This window comes from Marinomonas ushuaiensis DSM 15871 (assembly GCF_000521805.1).
Lineage (GTDB): Bacteria > Pseudomonadota > Gammaproteobacteria > Pseudomonadales > Marinomonadaceae > Marinomonas > Marinomonas ushuaiensis.
Genome location: NZ_JAMB01000002.1, coordinates 253,035 through 270,357 on the forward strand (window position 1 = coordinate 253,035; position 17,323 = coordinate 270,357).

Below are 17,323 nucleotides of genomic sequence, written 5' to 3' on the forward strand. Positions count from 1 at the left end.
TATACTTTAAAAAGTAATGCTTTATAAAAAATTAAACTATATCAATGACTAACGGTTTTGGAAAACACATTAATCACGACGACACCAGCGACAATCAGAGACATACCAATACAGGCTGCAGCATCTAATTTTTCATTGGCAAAAAAGTAACCATACAAAGAAATAAGAACCACACCTAAGCCAGCCCAAATAGCGTAAGCCAAACCTGTCGGCATAGAGCGCATAACAACACTCAATAGATAAAAAGCAACGGCATAACCAACGACCAAAATAATACTGGGTCCCAGTTTAGTAAAAGAGTCCGACGCTTTTAATGCTGAGGTAGCAATTACTTCTGCCAGTATGGCCAAACATAAAAGTAAGTAAATCATGTACTATCCTTAAGGCTAGTTATTTATCAAATACGTCTTCAGCTTTGTCTATCTTACGTTTCGACATCCCTTAGTTTTCTAGATCTTTATTTTTCTAGATCGTCACTTTTTTCTAAATCAATGTCTTCTGCTAAGAAACCACCGGTTTGATGCGCCCAAAGTGATGCATAAATGCCAGACTGCTGAATCAGCTCCTCATGACTGCCTTGCTCTACTATGTTGCCTTTATCCAAGACAATCAAACGATCCATCGCCGCAATTGTAGAAAGACGGTGAGCAATGGCAATAACCGTTTTACCTTGCATCAATTTATACAAACTGTCTTGTATGGCAGCTTCCACTTCAGAATCCAATGCAGATGTTGCCTCATCCAAAATCAGCAAAGGTGCATCTTTTAATAAAACTCTCGCAATGGCGATACGTTGACGCTGACCGCCTGAAAGTTTAATGCCTCGCTCACCCACCATGGCATCGTAACCTGAATTACCAAATGGATCTGTTAAGGTTTGAATAAACTCATGAGCCTCGGCTTTTGTCGCCGCCGCAATCATTTCTTCTTCGGTGGCATCAGGACGACCATACATGAGATTTTCTCTAACAGTTCTGTGCAGTAAAGACGTGTCTTGCGTCACCATACCGATTTGTGCGCGCAATGAATCTTGTTTTACCGCACTGATATCCTGCCCATCTATTCGTATTTGCCCAGATTCAATATCATGGAAACGCATTAACAAATTCACTATGGTGGATTTACCGGCACCAGAACGACCAACCAAACCAACTTTTTCACCTGCGTTGATCGACAAGACAAGGTTTTCAATAACCTTGCCATTCGTCTTCCCATAATGAAAATTAACTGCGTCATAGTTGATTGCACCTTTTGATACCGTTAACTTTGGCGCATTAATTTTATCTTCAATTTCAATCGGACGAGACAATGTTTTCATGCCATCGTTTACCATGCCTATGTTTTCAAACAAGGCACTGACTTCCCACATAATCCATTGGGACATGCCATTCATTCTAAGAGCCAAGCTGACCGCAATGGCGATGGCACCAACACTGATAATACTGTCTGTCCATAACCAAATAGATAAGGCTGCAATAGAGAATGTGAGCAAGTAATTACATGTGTGCACACCAACACTTAACATAGTCACAAGGCGCATTTGTTTATAAACGGTTTGTAAGAAACCATCCATACCATCTTTTGCGTATTCTGCTTCGCGTTGATGATGTGAAAATAACTTAACGGTGGAAATATTGCTGTAGCTGTCAACAACACGCCCCGTCATGGTTGAACGAGTATCCGCTTGTTCTGCCGATATTTTTTTCAACTTGGGAATAAAATAAAGCTGCAATCCCACATACAAAACCAACCATCCCAACATAGGTAGCATGAGTCGATAATCAGCATTGGCAATCAACACCACCATAGAAACAAAATACACAGCGATGTACATAAGCACATCAAGTAATTTCATTACGGTTTCACGAACCGCAAGGGATGTTTGCATCACCTTAGTAGAAATACGACCTGCAAATTCGTCCTGAAAAAACGACATACTTTGACGCAAAATATAATGGTGCGATAACCAACGAATTCGCATTGGGTAATTACCCAATAACGTCTGATGAATAATAGCGGAATGTACAAACGTCGCTAACGGCATGGCGATGAGGATCATCAAAGACATGTAAAATAAATGCCAACCTTCTTCTGCAAGGAAAGTATCTGGGTTTTTATTAACCAGCCAATCGACTAGTTGCCCCATAAAACTGAACAATGTCACTTCTAAAATGGCAATAATGGCTGTTAGCATCGACATTAAAATAAGCGGTACTTCTACGCCTTTCGAATAATAACGGCAAAATGCAAACAGCGTTTTTGGGGCTTGTTCAACTTCTATCTCTGGAAAAGCAGACACCCATCTTTCGAAAAAACGTAACATAATATTCCTTATTAAACCTTAACGCCGAACTATAAAAAGAGGTAACAAAACAAGAGGCGAAATTGAAACACGTTCTATAATTGAAAACCAGAAAAGATAGGGGTCATAAAATTATCCAGCCTCTTTACTTAGTGTTTGCATAATTTATTCTGATAATAAGGCTCAAAACTATTATAATTTGAACCTGTTTTTTGTCTTTGCTCCAATGAAGCCCTACTTACTTCTTTTATTAAGCGACCATAATGAAGCCTACTTTCTCTATTATTTTAGTTCTCGGCCTGCTGGCTGGGCTCACGCCATTAGCCATTGATGCGTATTTACCGAGTCTCCCAACCATAGCTGAAGAACTGGATACCAATATTGACCTAATACAAATGACAGTCAGTATGTATTTATTGGTATTTGCTTTTATGCAAATCCTCTTCGGACCTATTTCTGATGCCTTAGGTCGACGCTCGGTGATTGTTGGTGGCTTGACGGTTTATGCAATAGGTAGCCTAGTATGCGCATTCGCGCAGAATTATGAGGTTCTTCTTATTGGTCGAGCGGTACAAGCGCTGGGTGGTGCAGCGGTTGCGGTATGTGTTCCAGCATTAATAAAAGACGGCATGTCGGTTAATAAATTTGCAAAAACTATGTCTATGGTAATGCTGGTAATGGCCATTGCTCCGTTAATTGCACCGATTCTTGGCGGCGCCATTTTAACTATTTGGAGCTGGCATTATATTTTCGTTTTATTAAGTGTCATGGCTATTCTAGCGATGGTGTTATTTCTACGAACTATCCCTGAAACATTACCCGTTGAAAAACGCACACCTTTTTCCTTTGGTAATGCCATTCATAATTACCATATTCTGCTTAAAAACAAATTAGTAATGGGTTATCTCGTTGCCTCTGCTTTTTATTTTGGCGGCATGATGAGCTTTATTACTGGCGCATCTTTTGTCTATATCGAGTTTTATGGTGTTAAACCAGAGTATTTTGGTTTTCTAGTAGGAGTTAACATCATTGCTATGATGATCGCATCAACGATCAATGGTCGTTATGTGGAAAAACTCGGTACAGAAATAATGTCAAAATACGCCTTTTATATTCCGCTAACCGCATCATTATGTATGTTGGTACTTACCTTCTTTGAAAACCCACCATTAATATTAATCATCATAACGAGCACATTATTTATGGGACCACTGGGGATTCTAGGAAGTGGGTTGATGGCCGGTGCACTGAATCATGCAGGTAATCATAATGGTAGTGTAACGGCTCTAGCAGGGACATCACGCTTTGCTTTTGGTGCATTAGGTGGCGCGATTGTCAGTATTTTCCATGATGATACTTTTGTCCCAATGCTAACGACCATTGCGACTTGCGGAATCATTGCGTTCATTTGCTTTAAAGTCACAACCAAGTACGCTAAACCAATCTTAGAAAGCACTGAATAGACGTATTCAATACCAACATTTTTATCAGAATTTGGAGTTCCAATGCTAAGCACGCAAACACTTATTGAAAAGATCAAACAGTCACCAGAACAAGTGCAATTTAAAGAAGTTATTGACGTCATTGAACGTGAATATGATTTTACACCAACGGCTTTTCTCAACGGCCAACAGAATAACGCTGTAAATGAAAACAATGGCTCTTGTAAGATTTTTTCTTTCGCGACAATTAACAAATTAACAGAAGCAGAAACTCTGCATTTGTTTGGTGATTTCTACCGTGTAGATGTTCTTGGAAATCCTGAAGCAAGTGATCACCAGAACATACGCCAATTCATCCTAAACGGTTGGTCTGGTATTTCTTTTGGTTCATCTGCTTTAGTCAGCAAACACTGACGCATCAATCACTATTTTATTAAATAATCACCAGCGGTTGGACTCACTATCCACAAAGTGCGATAGTGCCAAACACCATGAATATGAGGTAGTTATGGAATTAGTTGCATTTGATCTCGATGGCACTCTACTGAATAAGCATCAGCGACTTTCTGAATACACAATAGAGACTCTCGAGCGTTTAAAGTCCGCAGGGGTATTTTATACGGTCGCCACAGGCCGAACTCACTTTGCAGCTATGCCTTGCATCCAAGGCCATGACTTTCCTAACTGGCAAATTTTCAAAAACGGTGTTGAATGGTGGAACCCTGAAAGCAGCCAGTATCGTCATAGAAGTTTGCTATCTCAAAGCCACATCGTAGACCTTCTTTCTTCTTTTGAAGAAAATGAAGTAACACCTTTCATTTTTTGTTTAGAAGACGATGGCTCACATCGAGTTTTCCATGCACCCTTAAATGGGCATATGAGCGACCACATTGCGAATGAATTAGGCAACCACAAACATATGAGCCTCCACCCTTTAGCAGAGCTCTCTCACAATGCCAGAATCACCAACATAAGTGCTATGGGAAACCCTGGGTTAATCAACAACATCATTCAAGAAAGTCATAAGCACGAACATCTCACGGCCTATTCTGGAGGTGGAATTTACAATCCTGATGCGTATTGGTTAGACATACATCATAGTAATGTGTGTAAAGGCTCAGCATTGAAGGAACTAAAGGATGAAATTGGTGCCGAAAGAATGCTAGTGTTTGGAGATGGTGATAACGATCTTTCCATGTTCAGTACGGCTGATGAAGCTTTTGCTACGGAAAATGCCTCTCTTCATGTGAAAGAAGCGGCAACCAATGTCATTGGTCATCATGATGAAGACGGTGTCGCAAGGTACTTACGAAAGCGTTACGACCTTTAATATTTTATAAAGGGTTGATTTTTAACCATTACCCTCCATTATTATCAGGGTGACTGATTATTTTCAATTTGCTTAATGGAAACTTTAAGAAGACCGCTGTTACAAAATGTGACTTTACCGAACGATCATAATAAACCATGATCGTGACAATAATAATTAGTTTGGAGAAACGCCATGTTTGAATTTTTACTGTTCGTAGCTGCTTGTGCGGTTATTGCTTTCTTGGTAACCAATACTCAGAAACTTGTTAATCAGCCTAAAACAAAGCTGCAGCCTATTAAAATTGAGCGCGAACAAAAACGTCGCCTTGCGCCTCGTCAAAAACGCCCTTACTAATTCGCTTTCATTTAGTAGACGTGACACCTAATTAATAAGGTTACTTTTCTCTATTTGCCAGATTGAACTCTTGTTTCAATTTGGCATTTTCGATTCTAGCTCACGGTTCCCCTTTTACTTTCAGTACATTTCCCTGTTAAGCGCTAATACCATATTCTTTGAGTTTATTCGCTATCGCGCTGTGGCTCATTCCGACCGCTTTTGCCAAACGCCTTGTACTCGGAAACCGTGGATACAACTGCATGAGCAATTTTGCCTCCCACTGCTTTACCGTTTTATCCAAAGAACCATTAATCAGCTCAAGGCTTGCTGAACTATCACACTCTATCAAATGTATGTCATCTGCTTGCCATTCTTTTTCTTTCACTACCAACAGGGTTTGTAGACAGTAATTTTGTAACTCTTTCAAGTTTCCCGGCCACGCATGCAAAGCCAATTTAACAAGTGCGCCTTTTGAAATAGAAGGCACGGGTAGTCGATAACGTTCAGATTGTGCTAAAACAATTTGCTGGACCAACCCTTCAATGTCTTCTTTTCTTTCTCGTAATGGCGGCATGGATAAGACGAGAGTCGCCAAAGAAAAATAAAGCCCTTTATATAACCTTGGACTATCAGATCCCTCCTCTCCACTGGATAAGGTTTTCGCATCTAATGAAGAAATGCTAACTAAACGCACTGATGGGTTAACGCTAGAAACAGAACTTGACTGAAGACTAAGCCAATTAGCCAAATCCAATTGTACCGAATCGTCTAAACATTCAATGTCCTCTATCACAAACCAACCAGATGCTTTATCCAATGCAATAATGTCTGCTTGAGTTAAGTCTTTAGCATGACGAATCACAAGTTGAGCGTCTCTGTCCGCTTGTCGTTTATGCCAATATTGAAACAAAGCTTCGATGAAATCACGCTTGCCAGTGCCAACTTCGCCTTGAATAAATAAGGGCATCGTCGCTTCGACAAAAGCGTTGGCTGCGGTTAAGGTCCGCGCCATAGCGGCGCTTTGAATAACACTTGGTTGAAAGTAGGTTTCTAAATGTTTTTCAGCATTCGGCGCTTGCTTTAAACTTGCCGCTTGCCTATCAAGACGTAATTCAGATTTTAAATAAATGACCGTGCCCGCAGGGTTTTCAATACCATCATCATCACAGACAAAAATGGGCTTCATTTCAAGTAACAAGGCTTTGTTACGAACTCTAATACGTTTACTAATGCTTTCCTGAGGATTGCCCCATGTTTCCTTAGAAAAGCTAATGCCTTTAATAATCGACGACAAAGGTTTGTGCAGTAGATCTGCGACAGAAGTATTTAAATCTTCTGCTGCAAGTTCTGTAACCATGGTGATATTGCCTTTCAAATCGACTGAAATAACACCATCTGGTAAGGTTTCTAACAAGGTATAAAGCGCGTTATGTTCACGTTCAAATGGCGTAAACATAACAGTCTTAACGTCTTCTACACTTTCTAAACGACGGATCTCAGCCAATAAACGCTGTAACTGAGAAAAAGGAATATCAGGAAAACCACAATAAATACAACGCCGTTTCGAATCCATTTCCACTAGCCGCATATCGATTTGATGTGGAATAAACAAATCAAGGATCTCACGGATCATGCCGACTCGATCTTCGCACTGTATTTCTAATCTCATGTTTTTCTCAAGTTATTAACGCCAATCATTGGAAATGCTGTTTTATTTCGAGCTTTTTCCTTTAGACCCTTTTTCTTTTGAACTTCTCTCTTTTGAACTCAACAATAATAAATTCTGTTGCGGTGCAAAGGTTTCATAAAGTGGTAAGACAGCCGCCCCTAAAACCCCTGCAGTATAACTGGTTTGAGCAATACGAATCATAGGAACAGGCAACATACTGTGGGATTTTAAGGTCAATTCAATATGTTGGATAAGCTCTTTTAATACCGCTTCAGGTAGACGTCCGCCAATCAAAATTGCTTCAGGATCATACAAGGCGATTACAGACGCCAATGCATATTTTACTTCTGCCGCAACTTCCCTTGCCCATGTGGAGATTAATTTTGCGTATTCATCGCCTAACCATGCTTCTTCTGATGCGGGTAAATCCGTCTGGTTTGCAGCAAAGAAACGTCGTAAAGAAGAAAGCGACAGCGCCTCCAAAATCCATTTTCCGTGTTTACCTGTGGCGGAAGGAATCAAACCAAAGCTGCCTGCCTTACCATGCCCACCAGAATAACATTCGCCATTTGCAACAAAACTACCACCACAGGCGGTACTAACAAAAAGATAAAAAAAGTCACGTTGAGGAGAATCCCCCAATAACAATTCACTGGTTGCTGCAGCAACCGCGTCGTTTTGACAATAACAATGAGTACCCGTAAAGTCAGCTAACCAGGCTTCAAACGCATCCGACTGCCAATACGCCAACGCTGCTTTCAAAGCGGTTAGATCGGCTCTTTGATTTGAGTCAGTCACCAATGTATCAAGCCAAGAATCCATATAATCCGGCTTAGCAAAGCCAATACCTTGAACCTTATCCCAATCATCTCCCAATGTGTTTTTTACTTCTTCAATTAAGTCTTGAGCAATGTTTTTTGCTAACGCTTCAGAAGGAAAAGAAACAGAGCGCTCTAATAACAAAACACAAGCACCACTGAAATCCAACAGCGCCGCACTAATATGATCACGATCGACATTAATGCCTAATCCATAAGCCCCTTTTTTATTGATGCTTAACTTGATAGAAGGCTGTCCACGACGGCCTTTCACCTTCCCCGTAACACAAAGAAGTTGCCGTTCCAGTAATGAAGAAGTAATGACTGAAATCGTTTGGGCGCTTAAGCCTGTGAACTCAGCAATGCTAACTCGAGAAATTTCAGGATGCTGTCTCACCAGGTGAAGAATAATACGCTCATTGTAGATACGACTTTGCTCAGAGGTGCTGCCTGATGATTTCATATAACCTTACTCTATTTTGAAGTCTGTAAACTAACCACTTGGATTTAATAAATCTAATTGATTTAAAACTATAACCTCATTATCATGAAATGACGATCAAAAAAGTATCAATAAAAACAACAAGGCTTTCTGCTCTTAACTTTCCGCAACAACTAAGAAAGCAAAGCCAATAATGAAGGACAAAACATGCCTGCGTTTCAATCCCCTGAGTTTCTAAAAAAACACATTCAAACTACGATGAATTTTTATCATCCGCATTGTATCGATCCGGATGGTGGTTACTTTCAATTCTTTAAAGACAACGGCGACATTTACGATAAGGACACTCGACATCTGGTAAGCAGCACTCGTTTTGTTTTCAATTACGCCAAAGCCTATGAAGCCGAAGGAAACCCTGCTTATTTAGAAGCAACTCGACATGGCTTGAAATACTTGCGAACACGTCACCGTCGAGACAATGGCGGCTATGTTTGGCTACTTAACAAAGATCAAAACCTTGATGAAACCAACCACTGCTACGGCCTTGCTTTTGTACTACTCGTTTACGCTACAGCTTACAAAGCGGGAGTAGAAGAGGCCAAACCTTGGATCAAAGAAACGTTTGATTTGATGGAACAACATTTCTGGGATGCTGAATCTGGTCTCTACAAGGATGAGATATCTGGAGACTGGCAGCAGGTGTCTTCTTATCGAGGCCAAAATGCCAACATGCACACTTGTGAAGCACTTCTTGCTGCTTATGATGCAACACAAGAAAGTTATTACTTAGAGCGCGCAACCTTACTGGCTGAACATATTTGCCTTCGCCAAGCAGAACTCGCGAATGGCGAGATCTGGGAACATTACTCTGAAAACTGGCAAGTAGATTGGGATTACAATAAACAGGACCCTAAACATTTATTTCGCCCTTGGGGCTTCCAACCAGGCCATCAAACTGAATGGGCCAAATTGTTGCTACTAATACAGCAAAGATCACCGCTTGATTGGCTGATTCCAACAGCGAAACAACTCTTTGATCAAGCATGGGATAAATCTTGGGACAAGGAAAATGGTGGTCTTTGTTATGGTTATGACACGAAAGGTGAAGTCTGTGACGGCGATAAATACTTCTGGGTTCAAGCCGAATCTTTTGCTGCTGCAGCGTTATTAGCGGTCATGACTCAAGAAGAACATTATTGGGATAAATATGATGCCCTTTGGCAATACAGCTGGTCACACATGGTAGATCATCAATATGGTGCTTGGTTCCGTATTCTTACTCAAGACAACAAAGCATTTGATGACAACAAAAGTCCTGCTGGCAAAACAGACTATCACACCATGGGTGCCTGTTATGAGGTGATAAGCTTGCTCTCTAAATAACGTCAACCCATTACAGAATTAGGGGTTGTCATTCTATTCGCAGATAAAATGCAGTATGATGCAGCCCCTACGCTAGTGGACACGGGCTTCTTACTTTATGCAGTTAGACAAAATAGATCTCAATTTACTTCGGTATTTAGACTCCTTACTCCGGGAGCAAAATGTCACTCACGCCGCCAATCAACTCGGTATTACACAGCCAGCAATGAGTAATGGCTTACGACGTTTACGAGATTTATTTCACGACCCTCTATTAGTAAGAACCAGCGATGGCATGATGCCTACCGCGCTTGCTATTCAACTCCAGCCACGAGTACAAAGTATTCTTCAGGCAGTTGATGAAGTTTTACACCTGGGACAAAGCTTCGAAGCCGAATCTAGCTCTCGTGTATTTCGGATTATGGCAAGTGACTACGCTGAAGCGACACTCATTCCACCTTTGATGGAAAAACTGCAGGCCGAAGCGCCAAACGTCATTTTAGACGTTATGAACCCAAGTGATGTTAGCTTTCACGATGTAGAAAAAGGCAAAGTTGACCTGGTTATTAACCGCTTTGATATACTACCGCAATCTTTTCATCAAAAATCTGTTTGGGTTGATCACTTTTCATGCCTTGTTCCAGCTAACTCGGATATTGCCAAAAACTTCAACTTAGAAACCTATCTGGCGTCACCACATGTTTGGGTAAGTAAAACAGGCTTTGGTGTTGGTGTTGGTATTCAGCCAGAGGAAGTACAAAAGCTAGGTTGGGTTGATGCCTCTTTGTCTGATTTGGGGTTCAAACGTAACATTCGCTTATTTACTCGTAACTATAATGTTGCCATGCGAGCAACAGAGCAGTTGGGATTAATCGCGACTTTGCCATCTTTGGCGACACGCCTCATGAAAGACAATGACAATGTTGTGGTATTACCTCCGCCATTCGACATACCGCCAGTAGAGTTAAAAATGCTGTGGAGCCCTCTACTGCAACATGATCCAGGCCATATTTGGCTACGCTCTACCATTGCAGGTTGCGCGAGAACCATCGCTAAAAACAACAACCTGTAATCCAATTGCAAAGAGTACGAATCATTCAAAAACAAAAAAACGAACCTAGGTTCGTTTTTTAAAATACCATTTTGTGGAAATGCTTTAATGGCTAAAGCCTTTCTACATATTGTTCAATCTTTCTGTCGACTCTTCCGCATTAGACACGGTAACTTCTAAATCTTTGATGTGACCGTTTCCTAAGCTATAACACCAGCCATGAACATGCAGTTCCTGACCTTGGCTCCATGCTTTTTTAACAATACTGGTTTGACAAACGTTTGCTACCTGCTCAACAACGTTTAATTCACACATACGATCAAAGCGAGCATGCTCATCTTCTATCGAATCAATTTCTTTTCTGTGTAAGCGATAAACATCTTTAATATGGCCTAACCAGTTATCAATCATGCCATGTTCTTCTGTACCCATTGCCGCCTTAATACCGCCACAGCCATAATGCCCTACTACCATGATGTGCTTCACTTTTAACACATCTACGGCGAACTGAATGACTGACAAGCAATTCAAATCAGTATGAACCACAACATTTGCAATATTACGATGAACAAACACTTCACCTGGTAACAAGTCTATAATTTGGTTTGCTGGAACGCGGCTGTCTGCGCAACCAATCCAAAGATATTCAGGGTTTTGTTGTTCTGACAATGTCGAAAAAAATTCAGGATCGTCTGCTGTTACTTTCGACGCCCATTCTCTGTTCTTGTTAAAAAGCTCTTTTAAATGATTAGACACTATGTATTTCCTTTCTTTTGGTACCAGCGAAGTTTAATGTCCGCTGTCAGTCTAATGGATTCAAGCTGCTTCACTTCCTCTTTGCCATCGTAAGAGGCTTTATGTATATGAGGCGTCATACTTAATAAATTTTGGATTTCTGCTTGGGAATTCAATGTAAAATGGAAGGTTTTCGTTTCCTCAGAAACCATCTCGAAATCTGCCACTCCATCGCTGTGGGTTTGCTTATAATCATGAATTTGTGGATACAAAATTTTCCGCAGTTCAATCAAATGATCTGGGCCTGACTCGACAAGAAGAAGCAAACCAGAGTCTGTAAGCACTCTAGAAAATTCATGAAAAATAGGAAAGCCAAACAAACATAAAATGACATCGAAACGTTGATCCGGTGTTGGTAAACTTGCATTACTTCCCACCAACCAACTGATATTTTTATCTCGTTTACTGGCGGCTGTTATTGCCCATTTTGAAATATCTAAGCCTGTCAGTTCCGTCTCGACATGTCGATCCTGTAACACTTTACTTATTTCATTAAGGTAATAACCTTCACCACAACCTGCATCTAATACTCTTACACCATTAATTAAACTCTCCTTCGGCCAAGAAGATAAAATGGCCTCAACGATAGGATAATAGAAGTGTTGATTTAAAAACGCCTGACGAGCAGCGACCATGGATTTGCTATCTCCAGGGTCTTTAGAACGTTTATTTTGTACGGGTAAAAGATTCACGTAGCCAGTTTTGGCTAAATCATAAGTATGTCCGTTTTCACACTTTAGACTGCGCCCATCACGACTAAGTGACAAAGAGTCTATTGGACAAGATAGGTTTTCGAGGGTTGACACAAGGCATCCATAATTAAATACGATTTTAGAATTGTCGCTTGGACAGGAAGAATAACCTATTCACCCTAAACAGAATATAAAAAAGTCCAATACAGTGAAGATACTCATATTTTTAAAAAATAGTTACTCACTCACCATGAATCAGGAACAACAAACACACTGTTATTGAATTGCTTTGATTCAATATCATACAAAAACACATGTTTAGGTCTATCATCTTTTAGAAAATCACTGACTAAATGACCTGCAGATTCAGCTGAAAATACAATAAATTGGTCATTCAGGTTTGGAAAACTCATCCAGTGGGGTTTATCTAACACATAAAAATGAGAAAAAGACGTCATCAATAAAGTGAAATCGGACTCTCTAATCCAGCCACCACGTTCATCTTGATCCAACCACGACGCTATATCCTGTTGATTTTTTAATGCTAAATACAAACGGCCAAAAATCAATAAAGTTGATTTAGGCACTCGGTTTTTCGCAACATGCTTAATCGCGGCAAAGCCAGCTTCCGTGTGTAAAATCGACAATTGATGCTCTCTGGCTCTTGTCACTTTCTTCAATAAACTGTCATTTTTATTCGGGCCAATCCAATCATGGGGATACAGATCTGGCCTTTCTAGATAAAACTTAATCGCTATTTCAAACTGATGAAGCTCCCCTTCTGGCGTTTCCACCAGCATATCCACTTCACCTAATGTTTTACCCTTGCCTTCAATTTGAAAATGCTCAAGCACCACACTCAAAGAAGATAAATGCTCTATCGCAAAAGAAAATAAAGTTTCGAAATAACTACCAAGGAAATGTGATTTACACGCTGAGACGGCGTTTATCAGTAAAGCAGGATCGGAATCCAATAAAAGCAATCGCTCTTCAACATCAAAAAGCCAATACAATCCTAGGTCAAAATCTTGCTCGATATAATGCCCTTCCACCAGCCAAGCGAGGTCTTTTACCAAAGGATGATGAATACGATCTGAAATCACAAAGTGCCGCTTAGGTGCTGATCAATTCGATTTAAACAGGTTACAATATTACTCACCACCGCTTTCGGTTTCATCTTGAAGGCTTCTTCCGCCATTGGGGAAATATGACAACGAACGGGCAATTGACCACCTGATGCCAGCAAAAGCTTAAAGCGCTCTATCATCACGAACCTCAACCACTGTTCAAACGCCATGGTATCAATACAAAAAGGTTCGACACTTTTTAACGCTTCTTGAGTGGGTGCTTCGCAATCCCAAACACCGCCATTTTGCATGGCGACTTGTAAATCCATCAATAAATCAGCCAAGGTATGATGGGCAGAAAAGGCTTTTTTCAACCTGATTTCTCCTTAGAAAAACGGTAAGATACGGCATCTTTTTCAGACCGATTTTTGTTCAGACCAAGAACAGTACGCAGGTTATCTTATCGACAACGCGACGACTCGGCAACTTGAGCAACGGTTTAACATCAGTAACGACTAACCATGAGTACCATTAACCATGAGTGACATTGAATCCCTTTCTGACTTATTTGATATGGTCGGCTGTGATGTAAACTACTACGACCTAGGTCGAAACATCACCAAAATCACCCCACAACAAGCCATACAATTTGACCGAAAACAACAAGCCTACCCTTTTCCATTTCGTCAAAATGCATGGCTCGCTTGCCTATTAAAATCGAAAGACGCATCAAAAGAAGACATAGCAAAACAAGGCGTGGTTTGGTTTCTCAAACTGCCTTTAGATGAAGCTGGATGCTTAAACTTAGGCACACGCGATCATTTCATTAAAAGCATCGTTGATAAGATTCTCCATAAAGGAGAAGAAGCCGGTTTATCCGAAGCCCTGGAAGACAGCCCTTATGTGTTTAAACCAGATCAGGAACGCATGGCAAGCCTACACGCCATACTAGGAAAAGACTTACACCAAGAGCCTTCCGAATATTTCCATGCGGTTGTTGATTACTTATCAGCAGATGTAATAGAAGAAGATGACCGCTGGCAAACACTGGGACTTCAAGGCATCGCAGAACTGGCCGCCAGAGCAAACGAAGCGCAGTACGAAACTCTCATTGATAAAGCCATCAAACAGGCTGCCAAACCTGTTGTCAGCGCCCTATGCCATGCGTTAGAACACGAAGGCATTTCAGAGACATTGCAAAACACCTTGATCAACCAGCTACAAACAGAACAAGATCCATTAATACAAGCAAGCTACTTACGTGCCCTATCAAGATCCGATCTTAATGACGATTTACTCTTACCCTTGTTTGGTTTACTCGGTAGCCTGACCCAATGCCATGACGATGATACCCATGCCATTGCAGCCTTAGCAGCAAAATGCCCACACTGGCTCGGCCAAAACCCGCAACTACTTCGTATTATTATGGAAAAATTGGCCCACAGAGAAGATGGTTATATTGCTTTCAAACAGATAACCGCAGAACTAAGCCAACACCCAGAAACCAAACAACCGCTTTGGACACTATTACGCAGCAGCCATGTTAGCCCTAAGCTTGCCCAAGCCGTGAGTTACCTCTTTACTGAAACACCAACATCGCTGCATTAATACCATTTACACGCCTCGTTCCTCATCGATCAGACAAGGAACGAGGCGTGATCTAACATTGAAAGCGCAGCTTTCACTTGTAAATCGTTATCGTCGTGTCACTGTGCTGTGGCTTGTTATGCTTATAACCACCGCCTAACTTTTTGGCTGTATGAGATGTAAGAACTCCCAAATAACTTTGAAAGAAATTCTTCTTCAGGAGATATTTGATATTTATTCATGTACAAAATAAATAAAGCGATAAAAATAACGTTTAAAGGGTTAGCCAAATAAATAACGTAACCAATTAAGACGGATAACATACCAACATACATAGGGTTTCTTGTGTATTTATATATTCCAGAGTTAACAAGAGTTGATACATTATCAGTATTAACAGGGTTCACAGTTGTTTTATGTTTTTTAAAGGCTACCACTCCGGATAAAATAAACAGCAACCCAATGAATAAAAAGATTAAGAATGCAACCAAGTTGAATGAATAGAATAAGGTGAAATCAATACAAGCCTTAGCAGTAAAAAACATGCATGTAGCAAAGATAACAACAAGAATTAATGGTGGTATTTTTTGCTCAAGTTTCACGAGACTATCCTTGTAAGCATAACGCCGTTTAAAGCGGAAAATTGCCGTTGGCTAAAATAAGTAAGGCACAAACAAAAAACCAACTGTAATTTGTCTGACTTGAAAACCCTTGTTAGAGAGCTACTTACGACTAGGCTCAAATGAGTCATATCTTGGTAGCTGAACATCTAGTTCTTCCCAGTTTGCTTTTGATGAAACAAAGTTATGAGAAATAGGCCTTTCAATAATATCTGTATCTAAAATTCCTAACCTTATTCGATAACGGTTAGGATCTTGTTCATTTGAACTGTAAACAGGTGAACCACAACTAGTACAAAAATGCCTATTCCGGCCGGGTTTAAAAGAAAACGTACTTAAATTATTTTCACCTGAAGTAATTTCAAATTCAGAAGAGTTTATAAAGCCGTTAGTAGCAAAAGCAGTACCGCTATTTTTTCTACACAAAGAGCAATGGCAGTGAATAATATCACTGATCTCACCTTTGATTTTTATTTCCACGTCACCGCACAAACATTTTCCGAGGTACATAGTTTGATATTACTCCTGCTCTACTAACGCCTCGTTAAGAGGCAATAAAATAGCTGGCTAAAATTAGCGAGGAACGAGCAAAAGCCAACTGTTTTTTGTCCGTTTAAGCAACTTACTGGTAATTTAATAAGCTCAGTTTTTCTTTTTTACAGACAGAAATAATTGCTTCATGCTTTGCTAAATTACAAAGATATTTCGATAGATTATCGAATGCTAAAGGTGGCTTTTTGAATTCATCAGCCCATATAGCCAACATAAACAAGAAAAAGTCGCAAACAGTAATCGTGTTACCGACTAAAAAATCTCTATTATGTAATTCATTATCTAGGATTTCAAACATCTCGGTTATTCTATGTTCTTGTGTCTTTGCAATATCGGAAACTACATCTGAATTACTTGTATGTTTTTCTGGATACAAATGAACCATCAGTTCAGCTTGAATTGTATTCGTTAAATACATCATCCACTGAAAAAATTTAGGCCTATTCTTAGAGCCAATATCAGGGATAAAATTTGCCGATGGATTCGACTCCGCAAGGTGAATGCAAATTGCAAGGCTTTCAAAGACCACTAGCTCACCATCGATTAAAGTTGGAATTCTTCCAGAAGGGTTTAACGCCAAGTATTCATCAGACTTTTGAGCATTATTTTTTCGATCAACCAATATTAATTCAAAATCAACTTTCAATGCCTCAAGAACGAAATGCGGTGCCATACTGGCATTTAGTGGATAATAATATAACTGGTACAACTGTCTCTCCTTGGTATTGCTTATAACGCCGTTTAAAGTTGAAATTTACAATGGGATATAATCGCGAAGCGATGGCCCGCTGTGATTTTTCAACTTGAAAACTCTTGTTATACGTATTTATAGCCAATTGCCTTGCTCACTTAGCAACACTTTATTTTTATTTTGAATAACTTCTAATAAACCATCTTGATGAACATAATATGTGATATTTCCATTTTTAAATTGGTAGCCTAAAAATCGACACGGAGATCCATCTGCGCATTTCGTATGCCAACTGCTACCTTTTAATTGGATCTCGCTTCCACTTTTCTTGCTCATTCCTTTGTAGATATAGTTTGAGCAACTAACTTCACCCTCCATACATCTAGATTCTATGGATACCCTATAGTTTTTCGTTTCTAGGACTTCAGTAGCAAATGAAGGTAAAGTTACAAATAATAAAATGAGATATAAGTTTTTCACGAAACTCTCCATACGTATAACGCCTAATTAACAGGTAAAAAATTGTTGGCTAAGATAAGTGAACGGAGTGAACAAAAAGACAACTGTTTTTTGTCCTTGTTTAAT

Annotated in this window: 19 protein-coding genes; 7 read left to right on the forward strand and 12 right to left on the reverse strand. The window is 40.0% G+C overall.

All coding sequences use genetic code 11. From position 1 onward, the window contains the following. Positions 1-41: 41 nt before the first annotated feature. Both MUS1_RS04625 and MUS1_RS04630 read right to left on the reverse strand, forming a co-directional pair. Complete coding sequence (locus MUS1_RS04625; protein ID WP_036159645.1) at positions 42-371, reverse strand: DMT family transporter; 330 nt, start codon at positions 369-371, stop codon at positions 42-44. 86 nt (positions 372-457) lie between these two features. Then, on the reverse strand, positions 458-2,323 hold the full coding sequence (locus MUS1_RS04630; RefSeq protein WP_036159647.1) for an ABC transporter ATP-binding protein: 1,866 nt from the start codon (positions 2,321-2,323) through the stop codon (positions 458-460). A 242-nt stretch (positions 2,324-2,565) separates the two neighbouring features. Between MUS1_RS04630 and MUS1_RS04635 the strand changes: the two genes are divergently transcribed. The 4 genes from MUS1_RS04635 to MUS1_RS16050 all read left to right on the forward strand — a co-directional run bounded on the left by MUS1_RS04635 (position 2,566) and on the right by MUS1_RS16050 (position 5,410). Then, positions 2,566-3,765 (forward strand): Bcr/CflA family multidrug efflux MFS transporter, encoded by a 1,200-nt coding sequence (locus MUS1_RS04635; protein WP_036159649.1) that lies wholly within the window; start codon positions 2,566-2,568, stop codon positions 3,763-3,765. 42 nt (positions 3,766-3,807) lie between these two features. Beyond that, on the forward strand, positions 3,808-4,158 hold the full coding sequence (locus tag MUS1_RS04640; protein ID WP_036159651.1) for a HopJ type III effector protein: 351 nt from the start codon (positions 3,808-3,810) through the stop codon (positions 4,156-4,158). Positions 4,159-4,252: 94 nt separating this feature from the next. Continuing rightward, positions 4,253-5,074, forward strand: coding sequence for an HAD family hydrolase (locus tag MUS1_RS04645; RefSeq protein WP_036159653.1), 822 nt, complete (start codon positions 4,253-4,255; stop codon positions 5,072-5,074). Positions 5,075-5,248: 174 nt separating this feature from the next. Beyond that, positions 5,249-5,410 carry a hypothetical protein gene (locus tag MUS1_RS16050; RefSeq protein WP_156924861.1) on the forward strand — a complete coding sequence of 54 codons (162 nt, stop codon included), beginning with the start codon at positions 5,249-5,251 and terminating at the stop codon, positions 5,408-5,410. A 136-nt stretch (positions 5,411-5,546) separates the two neighbouring features. Here MUS1_RS16050 and MUS1_RS04650 read toward each other — a convergent pair whose 3' ends face one another. Both MUS1_RS04650 and MUS1_RS04655 read right to left on the reverse strand, forming a co-directional pair. Beyond that, positions 5,547-7,061: a TyrR/PhhR family helix-turn-helix DNA-binding protein gene (locus tag MUS1_RS04650; protein WP_036159655.1), complete on the reverse strand. Its 1,515-nt coding sequence runs from the start codon at positions 7,059-7,061 to the stop codon at positions 5,547-5,549. 42 nt (positions 7,062-7,103) lie between these two features. After that, entirely contained in the window at positions 7,104-8,342 is a 1,239-nt protein-coding gene (locus MUS1_RS04655) for an ROK family transcriptional regulator (RefSeq protein ID WP_036159657.1), read from the reverse strand. A gap of 186 nt (positions 8,343-8,528) precedes the next feature. Between MUS1_RS04655 and MUS1_RS04660 the strand changes: the two genes are divergently transcribed. After that, positions 8,529-9,704, forward strand: a complete 1,176-nt coding sequence (locus MUS1_RS04660) for an AGE family epimerase/isomerase (RefSeq protein WP_036159660.1) — start codon at positions 8,529-8,531, stop codon at positions 9,702-9,704. Positions 9,705-9,801: 97 nt separating this feature from the next. Next, the gene (locus MUS1_RS04665) at positions 9,802-10,755 is read left to right on the forward strand and encodes a LysR family transcriptional regulator (RefSeq protein ID WP_036159664.1); all 954 of its coding nucleotides are present in this window, start codon (positions 9,802-9,804) and stop codon (positions 10,753-10,755) included. A 102-nt stretch (positions 10,756-10,857) separates the two neighbouring features. Here the strand turns inward: MUS1_RS04665 and can are convergent, their stop codons facing one another. From can to MUS1_RS04685, 4 genes are all read right to left on the reverse strand, one after another. Beyond that, complete coding sequence (gene can, locus MUS1_RS04670; protein ID WP_036159666.1) at positions 10,858-11,490, reverse strand: carbonate dehydratase; 633 nt, start codon at positions 11,488-11,490, stop codon at positions 10,858-10,860. Continuing rightward, positions 11,490-12,335, reverse strand: coding sequence for a putative RNA methyltransferase (locus tag MUS1_RS04675; RefSeq protein WP_036159668.1), 846 nt, complete (start codon positions 12,333-12,335; stop codon positions 11,490-11,492). Before MUS1_RS04675 ends, can begins: the two co-directional genes overlap by 1 nt. A gap of 131 nt (positions 12,336-12,466) precedes the next feature. After that, positions 12,467-13,324 (reverse strand): DUF1853 family protein, encoded by an 858-nt coding sequence (locus MUS1_RS04680; RefSeq protein WP_036159670.1) that lies wholly within the window; start codon positions 13,322-13,324, stop codon positions 12,467-12,469. Next, positions 13,321-13,662, reverse strand: a complete 342-nt coding sequence (locus tag MUS1_RS04685; protein ID WP_036159673.1) for a YqcC family protein — start codon at positions 13,660-13,662, stop codon at positions 13,321-13,323. The genes MUS1_RS04680 and MUS1_RS04685 overlap by 4 nt, the downstream gene beginning before the upstream one ends. A 163-nt stretch (positions 13,663-13,825) precedes the next feature. On the opposite strand from MUS1_RS04685, the gene MUS1_RS04690 reads away from it, so the two are divergent. Then, positions 13,826-14,896, forward strand: coding sequence for a DUF3549 family protein (locus tag MUS1_RS04690; RefSeq protein WP_036159675.1), 1,071 nt, complete (start codon positions 13,826-13,828; stop codon positions 14,894-14,896). 122 nt (positions 14,897-15,018) lie between these two features. Here MUS1_RS04690 and MUS1_RS04695 read toward each other — a convergent pair whose 3' ends face one another. The 4 genes from MUS1_RS04695 to MUS1_RS04710 all read right to left on the reverse strand — a co-directional run bounded on the left by MUS1_RS04695 (position 15,019) and on the right by MUS1_RS04710 (position 17,218). Continuing rightward, complete coding sequence (locus MUS1_RS04695) at positions 15,019-15,477, reverse strand: methyltransferase family protein (RefSeq protein WP_036159677.1); 459 nt, start codon at positions 15,475-15,477, stop codon at positions 15,019-15,021. Positions 15,478-15,597: 120 nt separating this feature from the next. Further along, positions 15,598-16,005, reverse strand: coding sequence for a GFA family protein (locus MUS1_RS04700; protein ID WP_036159679.1), 408 nt, complete (start codon positions 16,003-16,005; stop codon positions 15,598-15,600). Between the two features lie 112 nt (positions 16,006-16,117). Then, a complete protein-coding gene (locus MUS1_RS04705) occupies positions 16,118-16,756 on the reverse strand; it encodes a glutathione S-transferase family protein (RefSeq protein WP_036159682.1) in 639 nt (212 codons plus the stop codon). 117 nt (positions 16,757-16,873) lie between these two features. Continuing rightward, positions 16,874-17,218 (reverse strand): hypothetical protein, encoded by a 345-nt coding sequence (locus MUS1_RS04710; protein WP_036159755.1) that lies wholly within the window; start codon positions 17,216-17,218, stop codon positions 16,874-16,876. Between the last annotated feature and the right edge of the window lie 105 nt (positions 17,219-17,323).